Annotated in this window: 13 protein-coding genes; 10 read left to right on the top strand and 3 right to left on the bottom strand. The window is 62.5% G+C overall.

From position 1 onward, the window contains the following. The coding region (locus VEZ38_RS09895; protein ID WP_324893193.1) for an AraC family ligand binding domain-containing protein at positions 1-568 on the bottom strand (568 nt) is incomplete at its 3' end. Between the two features lie 153 nt (positions 569-721). On the opposite strand from VEZ38_RS09895, the gene VEZ38_RS09890 reads away from it, so the two are divergent. Next, positions 722-2881, top strand: coding sequence for a glycoside hydrolase family 52 protein (locus VEZ38_RS09890; RefSeq protein WP_324893192.1), 2160 nt, complete (start codon positions 722-724; stop codon positions 2879-2881). 135 nt (positions 2882-3016) lie between these two features. Further along, entirely contained in the window at positions 3017-4258 is a 1242-nt protein-coding gene (locus VEZ38_RS09885; protein WP_324893191.1) for a HAMP domain-containing sensor histidine kinase, read from the top strand. Here the strand turns inward: VEZ38_RS09885 and VEZ38_RS09880 are convergent. Beyond that, entirely contained in the window at positions 4230-6173 is a 1944-nt protein-coding gene (locus tag VEZ38_RS09880; protein ID WP_324893190.1) for a hypothetical protein, read from the bottom strand. The two genes, VEZ38_RS09885 and VEZ38_RS09880, sit on opposite strands and share 29 nt — an antisense overlap. 100 nt (positions 6174-6273) lie before the next feature. Between VEZ38_RS09880 and VEZ38_RS09875 the strand changes: the two genes are divergently transcribed. The 7 genes from VEZ38_RS09875 (at position 6274) to glpX (ending at position 13975) form a co-directional block, all read left to right on the top strand. After that, positions 6274-6507 (top strand): hypothetical protein, encoded by a 234-nt coding sequence (locus tag VEZ38_RS09875; RefSeq protein WP_324893189.1) that lies wholly within the window; start codon positions 6274-6276, stop codon positions 6505-6507. Positions 6508-6709: 202 nt separating this feature from the next. Further along, entirely contained in the window at positions 6710-7348 is a 639-nt protein-coding gene (locus VEZ38_RS09870; protein WP_324893188.1) for a chromate transporter, read from the top strand. Position 7349: 1 nt separating this feature from the next. Beyond that, positions 7350-7916, top strand: coding sequence for a chromate transporter (locus tag VEZ38_RS09865; RefSeq protein ID WP_324893187.1), 567 nt, complete (start codon positions 7350-7352; stop codon positions 7914-7916). A 16-nt stretch (positions 7917-7932) separates the two neighbouring features. Next, a complete protein-coding gene (locus VEZ38_RS09860) occupies positions 7933-8889 on the top strand; it encodes a formylglycine-generating enzyme family protein (protein WP_324893186.1) in 957 nt (318 codons plus the stop codon). Positions 8890-9027: 138 nt separating this feature from the next. Then, positions 9028-12087: a beta-phosphoglucomutase gene (gene pgmB, locus VEZ38_RS09855; RefSeq protein WP_324893185.1), complete on the top strand. Its 3060-nt coding sequence runs from the start codon at positions 9028-9030 to the stop codon at positions 12085-12087. Between the two features lie 107 nt (positions 12088-12194). Further along, a complete protein-coding gene (locus VEZ38_RS09850) occupies positions 12195-12845 on the top strand; it encodes an SGNH/GDSL hydrolase family protein (protein WP_324893184.1) in 651 nt (216 codons plus the stop codon). 152 nt (positions 12846-12997) lie between these two features. Then, the gene (gene glpX / locus VEZ38_RS09845; protein WP_324893183.1) at positions 12998-13975 is read left to right on the top strand and encodes a class II fructose-bisphosphatase; all 978 of its coding nucleotides are present in this window, start codon (positions 12998-13000) and stop codon (positions 13973-13975) included. 69 nt (positions 13976-14044) lie between these two features. Here glpX and VEZ38_RS09840 read toward each other — a convergent pair whose 3' ends face one another. After that, a complete protein-coding gene (locus VEZ38_RS09840; protein WP_324893182.1) occupies positions 14045-15544 on the bottom strand; it encodes a sulfatase family protein in 1500 nt (499 codons plus the stop codon). Between the two features lie 274 nt (positions 15545-15818). On the opposite strand from VEZ38_RS09840, the gene VEZ38_RS09835 reads away from it, so the two are divergent. Beyond that, the gene (locus VEZ38_RS09835) at positions 15819-17183 is read left to right on the top strand and encodes an ABC transporter substrate-binding protein (RefSeq protein WP_324893181.1); all 1365 of its coding nucleotides are present in this window, start codon (positions 15819-15821) and stop codon (positions 17181-17183) included. The last annotated feature ends 80 nt before the right edge of the window (positions 17184-17263 follow it).

Here is a 17263-nt window from a genome sequence, read left to right as displayed (position 1 = left end):
CGGACGGCTCGCTCGCGCCGCCGACGGCATCGCCCGCTTCGCGCGCCGGCGGCCCGCCTTCGAAGAGGGCAGCCAGCAGTGCGTATACGGCGGACAACGCGCGCATGCGCACGGCGGTTTCCGTCCCGTCGCCGCCTTCCGTCGCAAGCTCGATCAGCCTCGCGACGGAAGGCCCGATGCGCCGCTCCAGCGCGGAGCCGCGGGCGTACAAGCCGCGGTCCAGCGATAGCAGCAGCCGGCGCAGCGTCGGGTCGTCCGCCTGGAAATGCAGACAAAAATATGCCATCGCGCCGCCGTCCGGCGTCGTCGCCGCATGGCGCTCCCCGGGACGGACGATGACGATGTCGCCGGGCCGCTGCTCGTAGACGCGCGATTCGATCGTAAAGCGCTGCGCGCCCAGCGTGACGACGTTCAGCTCGAACATCGCGTGGGCGTGCGCAGGATACGCCCAAGGCGCGTCGACGCGGCGCAAATGAGCGGCGAACAACTGGAACGTCGTCCGAACGTCGGGCAGCGTATGCAGTTCGGTCGTGCCCGCCAGCTGCAGCCGGCCTGTGCGGTCTTCCACGCCGATCACCTCGCAAGCGTTCTTAATCACAATATTATACCGCACGAAGCGCGGGTTTTCATTTGTCCAAGTTTGGTGCGCATCCGTCCCTCCCGGGTACCAGTTGAAAGCGCTACGATAGTAGCAATCTACATTCGCGGGAGGACGGAGCAGATGGGGAAAAATATGTGGTTTAACGCGCATCACGCGCCGATCGGAGCGTTCGCGAGCTTTACGCTCGGCTATCCGGGCGCCAACGGAGGTCTTGACTTGGAGCGAGGCCGACCGCCGGGTCAGAAGGTGTTCGTCGGGCTCGAGCGCGCGGACGGCAGCGGCGCCTACGACGCGCTGCCGTTCTTCGAGGAGGTCGCCGACGAAAGCAAGCGGTACGCCGTCGGCGGCATCGGGGCGGCGGAGGCGGCGCAGCCGGTCGGCGAAGGCGCGGTCGTCGCATGGGAGCGGTCCGAGGTGTCGCGGACGTTCGGCCTCACGACGGATACGTGGTCGGCCGGCGATCTAACGTTCCGGATCTATTCGCAGGTCGGATCCGTGCCGGATCCGGCCGAAGCGAGCGAGGACGCGCTTCGTCTCGCGCTCGTGCCGGCGGTGCTCGTCGAGCTCACGGTCGACAACACGAAGGGGGGCGCGCCGCGCCGGGCATTCTTCGGCTATCAAGGCGACGACCCCTACCAAGGCATGCGGCGGCTGGAGGAGACGAGCGAAGGGCGCCTCGCGGGCGTCGGACAAGGGCGTATCGCCGGCATCGCGACCCAAGCGTCCGGCGCGGCGCGGTCCGCGCTCGGATTTACGCTGGAGCGCATCCTTACGACGAAGCTGGAAGAAAATTGGACGTTCGGCCTCGGCGGGGTCGGCGTCGTGCTGACGGATACGCCGGCCGGAGAGAAGCGGACGCACCGATTCGCGGTATGTTTTTACCGCGGCGGACTCGTCACGACGGGAATCGATTCGTCCTATTATTACACGCGGCTGTTCCCGTCGCTCGAAGCGGTCGCGGCGTTCGCGCTCGAGCGGTTCGACGACATCCTGAGCGCCTGCGCGGCGGCCGAACGACGCTGGCCGACGTCGCATCTAAGCGAAGACCAGCGATTCATGCTCTATCATTCGGTCCGCAGCTACTTCGGCAGCACGCAGCTCATGGCGCGCGAGGGCGGCGAACCGATGTGGATCGTGAACGAAGGCGAATACCGGATGATGAATACGTTCGACTTGACGGTCGACCACCTCTTCTTCGAATTGCACATGAATCCATGGGTCGTAAAGAACGCGTTGGATCTGTTCGTCGACCGGTACTCCTACCGAGACCGGGTCCGCTTCCCCGGGGAGGAGACGCTGCATCCGGGCGGCTTGTCCTTCACGCACGACATGGGCGTCGCGAACGTCATGTCGCGTCCGGGGTACTCCTCCTACGAGATGTACGGGCTGCACGACTGCTTCTCGCATATGACGCACGAGCAGCTCGTCAATTGGGCGCTGTGCGCCTGCGTGTACGCGAACGCGACGAAGGACGAAGCGTGGATCGAGCGGCGTCTGAACGTCTTCGCGGACGTGTTGGAGAGCATGTTGAACCGGGACCATCCGAACCCGGCCGAGCGGAACGGCCTGATGGGCCTCGACAGCGATCGGGTGAGAGGCGGTTCCGAAATTACGACGTACGACAGCCTCGACGCGTCGCTCGGGCAAGCGCGAAACAATATTTATTTAGCCGGAAAATGCTGGGCCGTCTATATCGCCCTCGAGCGGCTGTTCCTCGGGCGCGGCCGGGAGGCGGAGGCGGCGCTCGCCGCGGAGCAAGCGAAGCGGTGCGCCGCGACGCTCGCGGCGCACCTGAAGCCGGAAGGCTATATTCCGGCGGTGCTCGAGGGCGGCAACGATTCCCGGATTATCCCGGCGATCGAAGGGCTCGTCTTCCCGTATGCGGCCGGCTGCTCGGAAGCGCTCGATCCGAACGGAACGTACGGCGTCTATATCGCCGCGCTCAAGCGGCATTTGGAAACCGTGCTGAAACCGGGCGTTTGCTTGTTCGAAGACGGCGGGTGGAAGCTCTCGTCGACGAGTGACAACTCGTGGCTGAGCAAAATTTATTTGTGCCAATTCATCGCCCGGCGCCTGCTCGGCCTCGACTGGGACGACAAAGGCGCCGCGGCGGACGCGGCCCACGTCGCGTGGCTGACGCATCCCGAACTGTCGTTCTGGAGCTGGAGCGACCAGATCGTCGCGGGGCGGATCACCGGCAGCAAATATTATCCCCGCGGCGTGACAAGCGTCCTGTGGTTAGAAGAGTCCGGAAGGCTCGATTTGTTCCCGAAAACGTAATTTTTTATCGAAAATAAGGCCTTGTTCCTATCGGAACAGGCCTTTTATTCTATCAATCGATTGGCATTTAATGGTATAATGGGGCAAATTCTACGCCGAAGCGTCATGGAGAATGGATGATGGGATGAAGGGAGCATGAGCAATCTCGCCTACATTTTGTTGAATATTTTGTTCATCACGGTTCCGTTCCTATTGCTCCAAACCTTCTCCCAACGGCTGCCGTTCCATCGGCTGGGAGCGTTACCGATCATGCTCGGCATGGGACTGCCGCTCATCGGCTGTATGGTGTTTCCTTTCGCGTTCATCCCCGGGTACGAATACGACCTCAAATTCATTCCGCTTTTGGCGGGCTCGTTATACGGCGGATTCCCCGTCGGCGCGGCGCTGGCGCTCTTGGCGGCCGCGGTGCGCCACTTCGTGTCCGACCAAGGCACTTTGATGACCTTGGCCGTCAGCCTCGCGGGCGCCGCCGCCGCCGCCGGGGCCAGGCCGATGTTTTTCGCGTCGGGCTGGTCGAGCAAGCTCGGACTCGGCGCGGCCTTGTCGCTGGCGCTCGCGGCTTTGCAGTACTGGGGTTACGAAGCGCACGGATTTTTCATCCCATGGGACCGTGCGCTCACGTTTACCGTCGTTCAGACGGCGTTGTTTCTGCTCGTGCTCGTCTTCTCGGAGCGGCTCCGCGAGTTCGCCTCGGCGCGGACGGAGACGGTTCGAATGGAGAAGCTGACCGCGAACAGCTCGCTCGCCGTCATTATCGCGCACGAACTGCGGAACCCGCTGACCACGGTGCACGGCTTCCTTCAGCTGATGAAGCGTCAAAATCCGTCCGAGCAAATTTTGTATTATCTCAATACCGCGATGCAGGAGCTTAACGAAGCGGAGAAGGTCATCCATACGTACTTAACGATTACTACGCTGCAAGACGCCGAGAAGGAGGACGTCGCGCTGGCGAGCTGCATCGATGCCGCGCTGGAGGAAATCTGGCCGGCGATCGAGCAGAAGCGGATCGATCTCGTCAACGCCGTGTCCGAAGACGCGATGCTGCATTGCAACGAGCCGCAGCTGCGACTGTGCTTGCTGCACTTGCTGCGCAACGGCGTGAACGCGCTGCATCGGGGCGGCAAGCTGACCGTCTCGTCGTACTGGAGGGGCAAGGAACTTGCGATCGTCGTCGGCGACAACGGCATCGGCATGACGGAGGAGCAGCTCGAGCAGCTCGGCATGCCGAAATACAATACGCGCAGCAGCGGCACGGGCACAGGGTTAATGTACTGCTACCACTTCGTGCACTCGATGAACGGCCGGCTCCGCATTCAGAGCCAGCCGGGGCGGGGCACGGTCGTGACCGTCACGATCCCCGCGCATCGGTCGGCGTAGCGGCAGCTTCCGACGGTCGAGCGTGCAAGTACGGGTATAAGCAAATAAGTCCGATGACATATAACGCAAGAACGAGGTACACCGGCAGCAGATGCAGAACGTCGACGTACCCGATGGCCGCATGAACGCCGAGGCCCGCGGCGAACCCGGGGATGCCCGCGAGCAGCAGCATGCGCCAGATCCACCGCTCGCCTTGGCCGATGCCCCACAATGCGGTAATCAATACGGCAAGCGCGTCGGCGAGGAGCGCGCCGCCGAAGCCCGCGCGGTCGTGGGCGATGAGCGGCAGCAACCGGGGATTGACCGCGTGAAGGTGTTCGGCGCGCGTATCGAGGAACGCCAAATCCGAAGGCACGAACACTTGCGTCACCCCGACGCCCGCGATGGCGAGGCCGCCGGCCGCCAGGCCGACGCCGACGCAAACGAAGGCCAGTTGACCGAACAAGGCGAGCCGCCAGCGGCGGTCGTTATACAAATTCGGCTGCATGCGGGACGGTTCGTCCTTTCCGTCGCGCATCGCGAGCACGAACATCGGGAGCAACGCCGCGGAAACCGTCGCGTGCAGCGGGTCGAAATAGCCGTACCCGAGATACAGGAAGAAGCCGGAGAACCCGGCGGTGCCTGACGTCAAAGCCGCCGTCCGCGCCCAATGGAGTCGCCGTCGCAAGCCGTGCCGCGCAAGGTACGCATAGAGGATGCCGATCGAGATCATCGTGCCTGCGAGCGTGACGCGGTCGTGGGACATAAACGGCAGCAGCCGCTCGTTCGCTTCGCGGATCGCTTCCCGGTCCGTCCCGAGGAATCGCTCGTCGTAGGGAAGAACGACGGTGGTGGCGGCGATGAACCAGGCGATGAGTCCGCCGGCGATCATCGCGAGACCGAGCAGATGCAACCAGCCCCATTGCGCCCAGTAAGTCGGCGGACGCGGGGCGGGCTTGCAGCGGATCGCTTCGTACGTCAGCGCTTCGTTCGACCGCTTGGCCAAACCCGGCCCCGCGAAGACGAGCCCTGCGTTGAGCTCGATCAAGTCCGCCCCGGCGCGCCGCAAGGCGACGGCGTCCGCCGGTTCCATGACGCCGCCGGCGGCGACGATCGGGAACGCGGCGGGAAGCCGTTCCCGGAAGGCGGCGACGGCGCGGCGCGTCGCCGCCTTCGCGGGGGCGCCGCTCCGCCAGCCGCTCGCCGGATCGCCGACCGCGCTGCCGAGAACGAGGCCGTCCCACCGTCGAACCGCTTCCCGAGCCAACGCCTCGCCGTCCGCGTCCGCGGCGTCCGGGGGCACGTAAAGCAGGAGCGGCTTCTCGGGGCAGGCGGACCGTACGGCGTCCGCCGCACGGACAAGCCGGTCGAAGCGCTCCTCGTCCGGTTCGTAGGCGTCGAGCGTGAAGGCCGCGGCGTGCGGGGCGAGACGGGCGGCCAAGCGCGCGTATTGCGCCGCCGCCGCTTCCGGAGAAGCGCCGTCGTCATGGCGCAGCCTTAGGAAACGGGGTTTGCCGAGATCCCCTTCGCGCCGTAAACGCCGTTCGATCGCCTCGACGCCGTCGTTCGCCTGCCGGTCGCCGTAGGCAACGACCCATGCTTCGTCGTCCCGCGCAAGACGCGTCGGAGGCGTCGCTCGCTCCGAAATCGGCCCGACCTCGAGGTAGCCGAAGCCGAATTGCGCGAGCGCGCGCTGGGCTTCTCCGTGCGGATCGACTTCCCCGCCGAGGCCGATCGGACAGTCGAACCGGAGGCCCCAGCGCTCCAGCGCGCTCTCTTCCGGCGTCTCGAGATGGCCGAGCGTACGAATGACGAACGCGCCGCCCGGCGCGCGAGCGACGGCGCCGATTGCTTTCAGCGTCCATCGTCTGGCGCGCGCCGGGGCAAGCCGGAAGAGGAGCGGGCGAAAGATCGGCTGATAGGACCAGTCCGGCATGATGGGGGTCACCTTCCGTTCTATGGATTCGGTTCCATTGTAACATAGGGCGGAATCGTCTATACTACACGACATATTCCCGCGTACGAAAGGAACGACGATGATCCCCTTTTCCCATACATGGCCGTATGACGTCTTCGGCGATGACGTACACGTGACGGAATGCCCGTTCTGCCGGGCGGCGAACGTCATCCTGCCGATCCGCAAGAAGGAATTGAAAGAAATTCGAGAGGGCAAGAAGAAGCTGCTCGTCTTCCCGTGCTGCAAAAGCTCCGTCTATATCGTCGATACCGATGCCGATTACTTGCTCGCCGACCGCCGGCTGCGCAGGTAGTCGGTTTTTTTCTCTATAATTCCGAGTTGGGCGCTCGACTTTATATCAAAATGGATAAATGAAGGCTTTATAAGCTGGGTTTATAGCTTCGATATAAAAATAATACGGAAAATCAGCAAAAGTTTATGCCAAAATAGAAAAAACTAAGGTATAATGGGGGAAGAAGCAAGTACGGTTACAATACAGCGAGGGGGAGAAAAGCGTGATTCGTGCGAGTATCGGGTTGAGCCGCTGGAGCAAGATTCCGGCGATATTCCTTTGTTTCTTGAAAATCGGCCCGGTCACCTTCGGCGGCGGCTACGCGATGATTCCGCTCATCGAGAAGGAAGTGGTCGAACGGCGGAAGTGGCTGGAGACGAAGGACGTGACCGACGTCTTCGCGGTCGCGGAATCGGTTCCGGGCGCCATCGCGATCAACTCGGCCACCTTCATCGGCTACCGCCTCGCCGGAGTGCCCGGCGCGATCGCGGCGATGGTCGGCGTGTTGCTTCCGACGTTCCTCATCGTCCTCCTGCTCTCGATATTCTTCCTGCAGGTGCACGATCATCCGAAGGTCGAAGCGGCGTTCCAGGGGATCCGCGCGGCGATCGTCGCGCTGATTTGTTACGCGGGGTATAAAATCGGCAAGACGGCCGTGCTCGACAAGACGACGCTCGGCGTCGTCGTGGCCACCGTGGCCGTGTTGTTTTTGTCGCATGTGCATCCGGTCGTCGTCGTCGTGAGCGGCTTCTTCGTAGGCGCCGTCCTCGTTGCGCTCCGGGGCCGGCTCGGATTGCAGACGAAGCTGGAGCCCGGGTCCGAGGAGCGCGAGTGGGGTTATATGATGGGAGATGGCATCTAGAATGGATACGACCGGCCTGCTGCTTCAATTGTTCGTAACGTTCCTCATGATCGGCGCCGTCTCGTTCGGCGGGGGGTATTCGATGATTCCGATCATCGAACGCGAGGTCGTGCACGGCCATCAATGGATGACGCTGCCCGCCTTCACGGACGTTATCGCCGTCGCGGGCATGTCGCCGGGGCCGATCGCCACGAACTCGGCCATCTTCGTCGGGTACAAGTTGGCGGGCGTTCCTGGGGCGTTCGCGGCGACGCTCGGCATGGTGCTTCCCTCGCTCGGGATTATCTTGATCGTCGCGTCGTTCTTCTATAAAGTGAAAAACAGCGAGTTGGTGAAACGAGGCTTCTACGGGCTGCGCCCGATCATTACCGGGCTGATCTTCTATGCGGCGATTTCGTTCGCGATCGGCAACGGGGTACTCCCGACGAGCGTCGGCTCGTTCGATTGGCATACGGTAAGCTTGATCGCGATTTTCGCGGCCTCCCTCGTCGCGCTTATTAAGTTCAAAGCGCATCCTGTCGTCGTCATTTTATTGTCCGGCTTGGCCGGCACCGCATTATACAGCTAGCGAGGAGCGTCGACCGATGAATGAAAACGAGATGATAAAGTCCTGCTGCGCTCCGGCGCGCGCGGGCGGCGCGGCGCCGACGGAGCGGGAAGTCTCGCGCTCGGCCGCAGCGTCGAGCAAGGACGGGATGATCCGGCTCGAGGGCGGCGTCTTCTTGATGGGCACCGAAGACGAGGAAGGCTTCCCCGCCGACGGCGAAGGGCCGATTCGCGAGGTCAGCGTCGATCCGTTTTATATCGATCCGTACGCCGTAACGAACGAGCGGTTCGCGGCGTTCGTCGCGGATACGGGTTATCGGACCGAGGCGGAGACGTTCGGATGGTCGTACGTCTTTCATCTGCTCGTCCCGGAGGAGATCGCGAAGACCGTTACGCAGGTGCCGCAGCAGACGCCGTGGTGGTACGCGGTGCAGGGCGCTTATTGGGCGCAGCCGGAGGGCCCGGGCACGTCGGTCGAAGGCCGGGAAAACCACCCGGTCGTGCATGTCAGCTGGAACGACGCGGAGGCGTATTGCCGCTGGGCGGGCAAGCGGCTCCCGACGGAGGCGGAGTGGGAGTACGCGGCGCGGGGCGGCCTCGTCGGCAAGCGCTACCCGTGGGGGGATTTGCTGAAGCCGGACGGCAAGCATCGATGTAACATTTTCCAAGGCAAATTTCCCGAGAAAAACAACGCCTCCGACGGCTATATCGGGACATGCCCCGTCGACGCGTTCGAGCCGAACGGCTTCGGTCTGTACAACGTCTCGGGCAACGTGTGGGAATGGTGCGCGGATTGGTTCCATCCGACGCACCATCGCGAGGCGGAACGGCAAAATCCGAAGGGCCCGCCGAACGGGACGAGCCGGGTCATGCGGGGCGGCTCGTACTTGTGCCACAAGTCGTACTGCAACCGGTACCGCGTCGCCGCCCGCAGCTCCAATACGCCGGACAGCTCGACCGGCAACGCCGGGTTTCGGTGCGCGGCGGATGTTTGAATCGGGAGGAAGAAGGCTCGCTGCGGCGGGCCTTTTTCTAATGCGGGAGGACGCGGCGCGAACAAGGAAACGCATGGGAAGTCCCCTGTTGTTGCATGCTAGCAAGAAGCAGAAGCGATGCAAAGGGGACATGAAGCGATGGGTGGCACACGAACGAATTCGCGGCAGGCGGACGGTCCGGGCGTGCATGCGTTGTACGCTTTCGACGAATGGAAGCTCGTAGAAGACCGTTGGGACGAAGCGTCGAACCTGCGGGACGAGACGATGTTCAGCCTCGGCAACGGGTACATCGGCATGCGGGGCAATCTGGAGGAGGGCTATCGGGGCCGGTCCGGGAGCTCGGTGCGGGGCACGTATATTAACGCGTTTTACGAGACGGAGCCGATTCGCTACCAGGAGGATGCCTACGGCTACGCGCGCGTCGGCCAGACGATGCTGAACGTCGCCGACGCGCGCGGCATCGAGCTGCATATCGACAACGAACGCGTCGATCTGTTTTCCTGCAAGGTGCTGGCGTACCGGCGGGAGCTCGATTTCCGGCGCGGGGTGCTGACCCGCGAGATGACGCTCGAGACGGCGCAGGGCCGGCGGGTCGACGTTCGGATCGAACGACTGGTCAGCCTCACCCGCCGCCATGTCGCGGCGATCCGCTATCAGGTGACGACGGTGGACGCCCACGGCCATGTCGGGTTCGCGTCGACGATCGACGGCGACGTGCGCAATCAAGTGTCCGCGGGCGATCCGCGCCTCGGCTCGGCGTTGACCGAGCGGGCGCTGCGGACGAAGGATCGCGCGGCGGTGGGGACGCTGGCGCTGCTGCGGCAGGAGACGCGCAACTCGCGGTTCACGTTGGTTTGCGCCGCCGAGCATGCGATCGACGCCGAGGAGCCGGCCTCGATCCATGCGAACGAGACGGACGACGGCGCGCGCATTCGCTTCGCCTTCGCGTCGCACAAGGGCGTGCCGTGCACGCTGACGAAATATATCGCTTACCATACGTCGAAGGACGACCCGTCGGACGCGCTCGCCTTGTCGCTGCGGCATGCCGCGGAGCGCGACGTCGCCGGCGCCAAGGCGGACGGCTTCGATACGTTGCTGCGCGAGCAAGCGGCGTTCCTCGAGGAATACTGGAAGGGCGCCGACGCGACGGTCGAAGGCGATCCGGCGCTGCAGCAAGCGCTTCGATATAACGCGTTCCAGCTGCTGCAGTCCGTCGGCCGCGACGGACAGACGAATATCGGCGCGAAGGGCCTCACCGGGGAAGGGTACGAAGGCCATTACTTTTGGGATACCGAGACGTATATCCTCCCGTTCTTCCTGTATACGAAGCCGGATATCGCGAAGCAGCTGCTCGCGTATCGGTATTCGATCCTCGACAAGGCGCGGGCGCGGGCGCGCGAGCTGTCGCATCGGGGCGCGCTGTTCGCGTGGCGGACGATCGGCGGGGAGGAGACGTCCGCGTATTTCCCGGCGGGCACCGCGCAGTATCATATCAATGCGGATATCGCGTACGCGCTGAAGAAGTATATGGCGGCGACGGGGGACGAGGCGTTCCTGCGGGAGAAGGGCGCGGAGCTCTTATTCGAGACGGCCCGGCTTTGGGCCGACCTGGGCGTTTATATTCCGGGCAAGGGGTTCTGCATCAACGGCGTCACCGGACCGGACGAATACACGGCCCTCGTCAACAACAACGCGTTCACGAATGTGATGGCGAAGGACCATCTGGCGTTCGCCGCGGAGACGGCGGAGCGGCTGCGGGCTGCGGCGCTCGACGCGTATCGCGACGTGGCGCAGCGGATCGGGCTGGAAGATGCGGAGGTCGACGCCTGGCGCCGCGCCGCGGAGCGAATGTACGTGCCTTACGACGCGGAACGGGGCATCACGCTGCAGGACGACGCGTTCCTCGACCGAGCGGAATGGGACTTCGAGGGGACGCCCGAAGACAAGTACCCATTGCTGCTGCACTATCACCCGCTCGTCATTTACCGTCATCAGGTGCTTAAGCAAGCGGATGTGGTGCTCGCCGCCTTCCTGCAAAGCGATCGCTTCGCGCTCGCGCAGAAACGGCGCGATTTCGATTTTTACGAGCGGCTGACGACGCACGATTCTTCGTTGTCGCCGTGCATCTACAGCATCGTCGCGTCCGAGGTCGGGTACGGGGACAAGGCGTACGACTATTTCCTGCGCACGGCGCGGATGGATCTCGACGACGTGAACGGCAACGTGAAGGACGGCCTGCATACGGCGGCGATGGCCGGGACGTGGCTGGCGCTCGCCTGCGGCTTCGGCGGCTTCCGCGAGGAGGGCGGCCGGCTTCGCTTCGCGCCTTCCCTCCCGGCCGCGTGGACTTCGTATACGTTCCATGTCGTATTCCAAGGGAGGCGGATTCGGGTGCGCGTCGCGAAGGACGAGACGACCTATTCGCTCCTCGAGGGCGAGGCGTTGACGGTGCTTCACGAGCGCGGCGAGCTTCGCCTCTCGCCCGGCGCGCCCGTGCGCGTATCGACGGGGCGCAAGCTCGAAGCGGTGATTTTCGATCTGGACGGGGTGTTGGTCGATACGGCTTCGTTCCACTACGAATGCTGGAAGGCGGTCGCGGACGAGGAAGGCATCGACGTCGATCCGTCGGTGAACGAGCGGCTGAAGGGCGTCGATCGGATGACGTCGCTCGACATCGTGCTCGAGCGGGCGAGCCGCCCTTACTCGGCTGACGAACGCGCCGCGCTTGCCGCACGGAAAAACAGGCTGTACGTCGAACGGATCGAACGGCTCACCCCTGAGGCGCTGCTGCCCGGCATCGAGTCGTTCTTGACCGAAATCAAGGCGGCCGGGCTGAAGACCGCCATCGCATCCGCGAGCCGCAACGCGCCGCTCGTCGTCGAACGGCTCGGCATCGGCGCGTATTTCGACGCGATCGTCGACGTCGGGCGGATCGCGAAAGGCAAGCCGGATCCCGAAATCTTCATGGCGGCCGCGGAAGCGCTCGGCGTGCCGTACCGCAATTGCGCGGGCGTCGAGGACGCAGAAGCCGGCGTCGCCGCGATCAAGGCGGCCGGCATGTTCGCGGTCGGCGTCGGCACGCCGGAGCGGATGCGCGGCGCGGATTGGATCGTCGAAGGGACGGCGTCGCTTCGCGCCGAGGAGCTGTTCGCGCGCTTCCAAGGCCGCGTACCGGAGGCGGCGGGGGCGGCAAGGTAGGAAATATAAGCGAGCAAGCAAGTAGGCGGCTAGCGTCGAAAACGGCTATCGACGGTGGAAGTGCTTTCCGGTAAGATGGGGGAAGATCTTACTTGGGGGGGACGGACATGCTGCTAAAGCAAGGGCAGACGCTGGTCATGATCGGGGATTCCATTACGGATTGCGAACGGAAGCGGCCGTACGGCGAAGGGTTGTTCGGCGGCACCGGCAAAGGGTACGCCGCCGCGGTCGATGCGCTCGTCCACACGCGGTACCCGGAGCTTCGGGCGCGCATCGTGAACATGGGCACGAGCGGGAACACGGTCAGGGACTTGAAGGCGCGATGGGAGACGGACGTGCTCGAGCTGAAGCCGGACTGGGTTTCGATCATGATCGGCATTAACGACGTCTGGCGGCAGTTCGACCAACCGACGATTCCGTCGTCGCATGTGTATATCGACGAGTACGAATCGACCCTCGACGAGCTCGTCGCCCGGACGAAGCCGGCCGTACAAGGCATCGTCTTGATGACCCCGTTTTATATCGAACCGAACCGGGACGACGCGATGCGCCAGGCGATGGATCGGTACGGCGCCGTCGTCAAGCGGCTCGCCGAGAAGCACGAGGCGCGCTTCGTCGATACGCAGGCCGCGTTCGACGCGCTCACGGCGCACATCTACCCGGCGACGCTCGCGTGGGATCGGGTGCATCCGAATATGACGGGGCATATGGCGCTGGCTCGCGCGTTCCTCGACGCGATCGAGTTCGAGTGGTTTTAACATTTCGCGCGCGGCGGGAGCCGTCCTACGGGACGGTTCTTCTTTTTTTGGGCGATGCGGGTGCTCCGAGCGAATCGCTTGTAGTACAATGAGAGAAGCATCCGGGACGATCCAGGACGTTCGCTGCTGATATAAAGGGGGATTCGGTAAGTATGGAGAGAGAACTGGCGTTAGAGATCGTCAGGGTTACGGAGCTGGCCGCGCTCGCGTCCGCGCCGTGGATGGGCAGGGGCGACAAGGACAGCGCCGACGGCGCGGCGACCGAGGCGATGCGCGCGATGTTCGATTCGGTATCGATTCGGGGGACGGTCGTCATCGGCGAAGGGGAGATGGACGAGGCGCCGATGCTGTACATCGGCGAGGCGGTCGGCAATCAGGACGGGCCGGAGGTGGACGTGGCGGTCGATCCGCTGGAGGGCACGGAAATCGTGGCGAAAGGCCTCAACAACGCGCTATCCGTTATCGCCGTAGCGAACAAGGGCCAGTTATTGCATGCGCCGGATATGTACATGGAGAAGCTGGCCGTCGGCCCGAAGCTCAAGGGGAAGCTGAGCATCGAACGCCCGCTCGAGGAGACGCTTCGCGTCGCCGCGAAGGAGCTGGGCAAGTCGATCTCGGATTTGACGGTCATGATTCTCGACCGCGCCCGGCACGAGGCGCAAATCAAGACGCTGCGCAAGGTCGGGGTGCGGATCAAGTTTTTATCCGACGGCGACGTCGCCGGGGCGATCGCGCCGGCGTTCGAGGATGCCGGCATTGATTTGTACGTCGGCTCCGGCGGCGCGCCGGAGGGCGTGCTCGCGGCGGCGGCGCTGCGATGCCTCGACGGCGAGCTCCAGGGCCGTCTTATGCCGGCGAACGCGGAAGAGTTCCAGCGCTGCCTGCAGATGGGGATATCGGATCCTTACAAGGTGCTGACGATGGACGACATGGTGGGGACGGAGGACGTCATCTTCGCCGCGACGGGGGTGACGCCGGGCGAAATTCTCGGCGGCGTCCGGTATTTCGCCGACCAACGCGCGGAGACGCAATCGGTCGTTATGCGGGCGAAAACTCGCACCATCCGTTACGTGAGGTCGCTTCATTACTTGCCGAACAAGCCGATTTTGGAAAAGCTCAAGGGGAAATGAAAGGATCGAAACGCAAATGAAGCGGACGGGCGGTATGCCCGTCCGCTTTTGCCGTGCCGCCCTCGGTCTTCACACGCGAGAAGGGCGCGGATTGACCGGTTCGCCGCGCTCCAGATCGGCGAGCAGCTCCAGCAGCAGTTCCTGTCGGATCGATGCGAACTCGGGCGCCGCGAACAAATTCCGCTTCTCGCCGGGGTCGTTCTTCAAATCGTACAATTCGCCGAACGGTTCGCCCGTATAGACGGCAAGTTTCCACTCGGGGGTCACCCAACATTTGAACCGGATCCGATCCGGTTCTTCTTTGTATTCGATGCGGACGCCCCGCCGTTCCGGCTCGGCTTCCCCCCGCAGCGCCGGCATGAGGCTGATTCCTTCGCGCCGCACGGGGTCGACGATGCCGGCGGCGTCGAGGAACGTCGGGACCAGGTCGACAAGGGAGGCGCACGCTTCCACCGGCGGACGCGGTCCGAAGCCGGCAGGGTACCTTGCAAGCAGCGGAACCTTCGTAACGCCTTCGTAGACGAGGGGCCCCTTCTGACCGATGCCGTGATCGCCGAGCATCTCTCCATGATCCGAGGTGAAGACGACGAACGTTTCGTTCGCGAGACCGAGCTCGTCCAACGCGTCAAGAATGCGGCCGACCTGCCGGTCGATGAGTTGAACCATAGAATAATAGTAAGCCCTCGTCTGCTTCCGAAAATCGTCCTTCGCGAAATAAGGCCCCCAGGCGTATTTGCCGTTGCCCGCCATTTCGAATTTGCCGTTGAACCTGCTCTCCACCAGCGTGCCGGCGCGGAAATGCGGCACATGCTCCGGCGTTCCCGTCTCCGAAGCCGTATCGAGATCCGGCATCGGAATCGATTCCGGATCGACGCGGTCCGGAAAGTCGAAAGGCAAAATATGCGGATGGTGCGGATCTTGAAAGCCGAGATTGAGGAAGAACGGAGCATCGCCGGCCTGCTCCTTCATCCAGTGAACGGCTCGTTCCGCAACCCATGCGCCTTGATGATACCGCTCCGGCAGCTGCGAATCGCCCGTTCCATTATAATCGCCCTGTCCTTTAAACAGGAAATTGACGCGAATGTCGTGCGGGTCGACGCCCTGCGATTCCAGCCAAGCGGCATAATGTCCCGACGTCGCGGCCCACGGTCCGTGCCCCCGAGACAGCTCGGCGGTATGAAACCCGGCGAAGTCGGCGAACGGCGTCCTCGAACGGGAGGCGTCTTTCGTTTCCGGACTATCGGATTCCCAAGGAAACCAATGCGCCTTCCCGACATGATGCGTTCGGTAACCGTTTTCTCGAAGGAGCGAGCTTAAGAACAGAGAAGGGTCGGAGGCGACCGTTCCGATGTTGTACGAGCCATGGCGGGACAGGTGCAGGCCCGTCATCATCGAGACGCGGGACGGGGTGCATACCGTATTCGGGCAGTAAGCGCGGCGGAACGTCGTTCCCTCCGACGCGAGCCGGTCGAGGTTCGGCGTATGCATAAAGTCGCTGCCGTTCGCCGCGATACTGTCATATCGCTGCTGATCCGTAGAAATAAGAATAATGTTCGGACGAGAGGACATAGTAAAGATGATCTCCTGTTCAGGGGTTATGTGGATTGTTGCTTGAAATTATACCATGGATGGAGGGTGTTAATAAAACCAAACTCACAAACCAACAAATCCACAAGAAACAACGGGTTATTTTTGGTGAAAGCGCTAAAAAACCTGTTGACAACAGTGGGGTCTGTGTTGATAATAAGGGATGTAGCCAAGAAACAACAATGAAACCGCTTAAATGTGTTGGCTATTGAGTGATTCTGAGGTTTGTATAATAATTTAGGGGGAGTGCCGCAGTATGAAGAATGTAAGAAAATCGATGTTCTTGCTTCTGGCATTGATCATCAGCTTGTCGGCTTTGTTGGCCGCTTGCGCCGGGGGCAACGACGCGCAGGAGCCAGCAGAGCAGACGCCGGCGACGGGTGGCGACAAGCCGGCCGAACAACCGGCTGTAGAGAAGCCGAAAGAGAAAGTAAACTTGGAGTTCTGGGCACACTGGGGTTCTACGACCCGCCGCCCGATTATCGAAAAGATTGTTTCTGATTTCAATGGTTCTCAAGATGCGATCAACGTAAAATACGTATTCTTGCCGTACGGCGAAGGTTGGACGAAGGCGCTCGCGCAAATCGCGGCAGGCAACCCGCCGGACGCTATCATCCATGAAATCGCGAAGGTCGCTCAGCGCGCCGACAAGAACCAGGTGGAAAACCTGTCGCCGTTCCTCGCGAAGGACGACATCAGCGGCCGTTTCCACGAGTACCTCTTCGAAGCGATGAAGTACAACGGCGACGTATACGCGCTTCCGTTCAACACGGACACTCGCTTCTTGTTCTACAACAAGAAGTTGTTCGCGGAAGCGGGTCTCGATCCGGAGAAGCCGCCGAAGACGTGGGCGGAACTCGAAGAATATGCGAAGAAGCTTGACAAGATCGGTCCGGACGGCAAGATCGAGCGCCTCGGTTACCATCCGATTCTCGCCGGCGGCCATGAGATGTTCATGATCAACGCAGACGGCGGCCGGGCATGGGTACAGCCGGACGGAACCGTTAACATCAATGAACCGAACAAGCTGGAAGCTTTGAAATGGTTGCTTTCCTGGAACGAGCGCCTCGGTCGCGAAAACGTGGAAGCGTTCCGCGGCACGTTCGGCTCCAAGACGAACGAACCGCTTATCGCCGGCAAGCTGGCGATGAAGGTCGAGAATGGCACGTTCTGGACGCAAATCCGCGACTTCGCGGCGAACCGCGACGACTTCGGCGTGGCGCCGATGCCGGAATTCAAAGAAGGCACTGGCCACCACAGCATCGGCGGCGGTTTCACGATCGAAATTCCGAAAGGCGCGAAAAACCCGGAAGCAAGCTGGGAGTTCCTGAAGTATATGACGGATTACGATGCTCAGAAGTATTGGGCAATGTACAACTTCGACAACGTTGCAAACAAAGAGGTAGGCACCGACGAAGAATTGATGAAGGATCCGATTTACGCCTTTACGGTGAAAAACCTTGAGTACACGCACATGACGCCGGTACCGGTGTCCGCTCCGGATTTCGGCACGTTGCTCAACCCGGAAATCGAAGCCGCAATCCAAGGTCAACAGTCGCCGGAAGACGCGCTTGCGAAAGCGCAAAAAGCGGTCGAAGACCTGGTGAAGCAAAATCAGTAATCGGTAAGGTGTACACGAAGGGTGGAGAGGTTCTCGAACCGCTCCGCCCTTCTTTTACTTGAAGAAGGAGGGATAGGCGT

The sequence above is a fragment of the Paenibacillus sp. genome (assembly GCF_035645235.1).
In the GTDB taxonomy this organism is placed as follows: Bacteria; Bacillota; Bacilli; order Paenibacillales; family YIM-B00363; genus Paenibacillus_AE.
Note: the sequence above shows the minus strand (reverse complement) of the source record. Positions and strands in the feature narration are given on the sequence as shown.

Excerpts from the sequence above, each read along its gene's own strand:
- VEZ38_RS09865 (WP_324893187.1), top strand. The coding sequence starts at position 7,350 with ATGGATACGACCGGCCTGCTGCTTCAATTGTTCGTAACGTTCCTCATG.
- VEZ38_RS09850 (WP_324893184.1), top strand. The coding sequence starts at position 12,195 with ATGCTGCTAAAGCAAGGGCAGACGCTGGTCATGATCGGGGATTCCATT.
- VEZ38_RS09860 (WP_324893186.1), top strand. The coding sequence starts at position 7,933 with ATGAATGAAAACGAGATGATAAAGTCCTGCTGCGCTCCGGCGCGCGCG.
- VEZ38_RS09840 (WP_324893182.1), bottom strand. The coding sequence starts at position 15,544 with ATGTCCTCTCGTCCGAACATTATTCTTATTTCTACGGATCAGCAGCGA.
- VEZ38_RS09890 (WP_324893192.1), top strand. The coding sequence starts at position 722 with ATGGGGAAAAATATGTGGTTTAACGCGCATCACGCGCCGATCGGAGCG.
- VEZ38_RS09835 (WP_324893181.1), top strand. The coding sequence starts at position 15,819 with ATGAAGAATGTAAGAAAATCGATGTTCTTGCTTCTGGCATTGATCATC.
- VEZ38_RS09875 (WP_324893189.1), top strand. The coding sequence starts at position 6,274 with ATGATCCCCTTTTCCCATACATGGCCGTATGACGTCTTCGGCGATGAC.
- VEZ38_RS09880 (WP_324893190.1), bottom strand. The coding sequence starts at position 6,173 with ATGCCGGACTGGTCCTATCAGCCGATCTTTCGCCCGCTCCTCTTCCGG.
- VEZ38_RS09885 (WP_324893191.1), top strand. The coding sequence starts at position 3,017 with ATGAGCAATCTCGCCTACATTTTGTTGAATATTTTGTTCATCACGGTT.
- glpX (WP_324893183.1), top strand. The coding sequence starts at position 12,998 with ATGGAGAGAGAACTGGCGTTAGAGATCGTCAGGGTTACGGAGCTGGCC.
- pgmB (WP_324893185.1), top strand. The coding sequence starts at position 9,028 with ATGGGTGGCACACGAACGAATTCGCGGCAGGCGGACGGTCCGGGCGTG.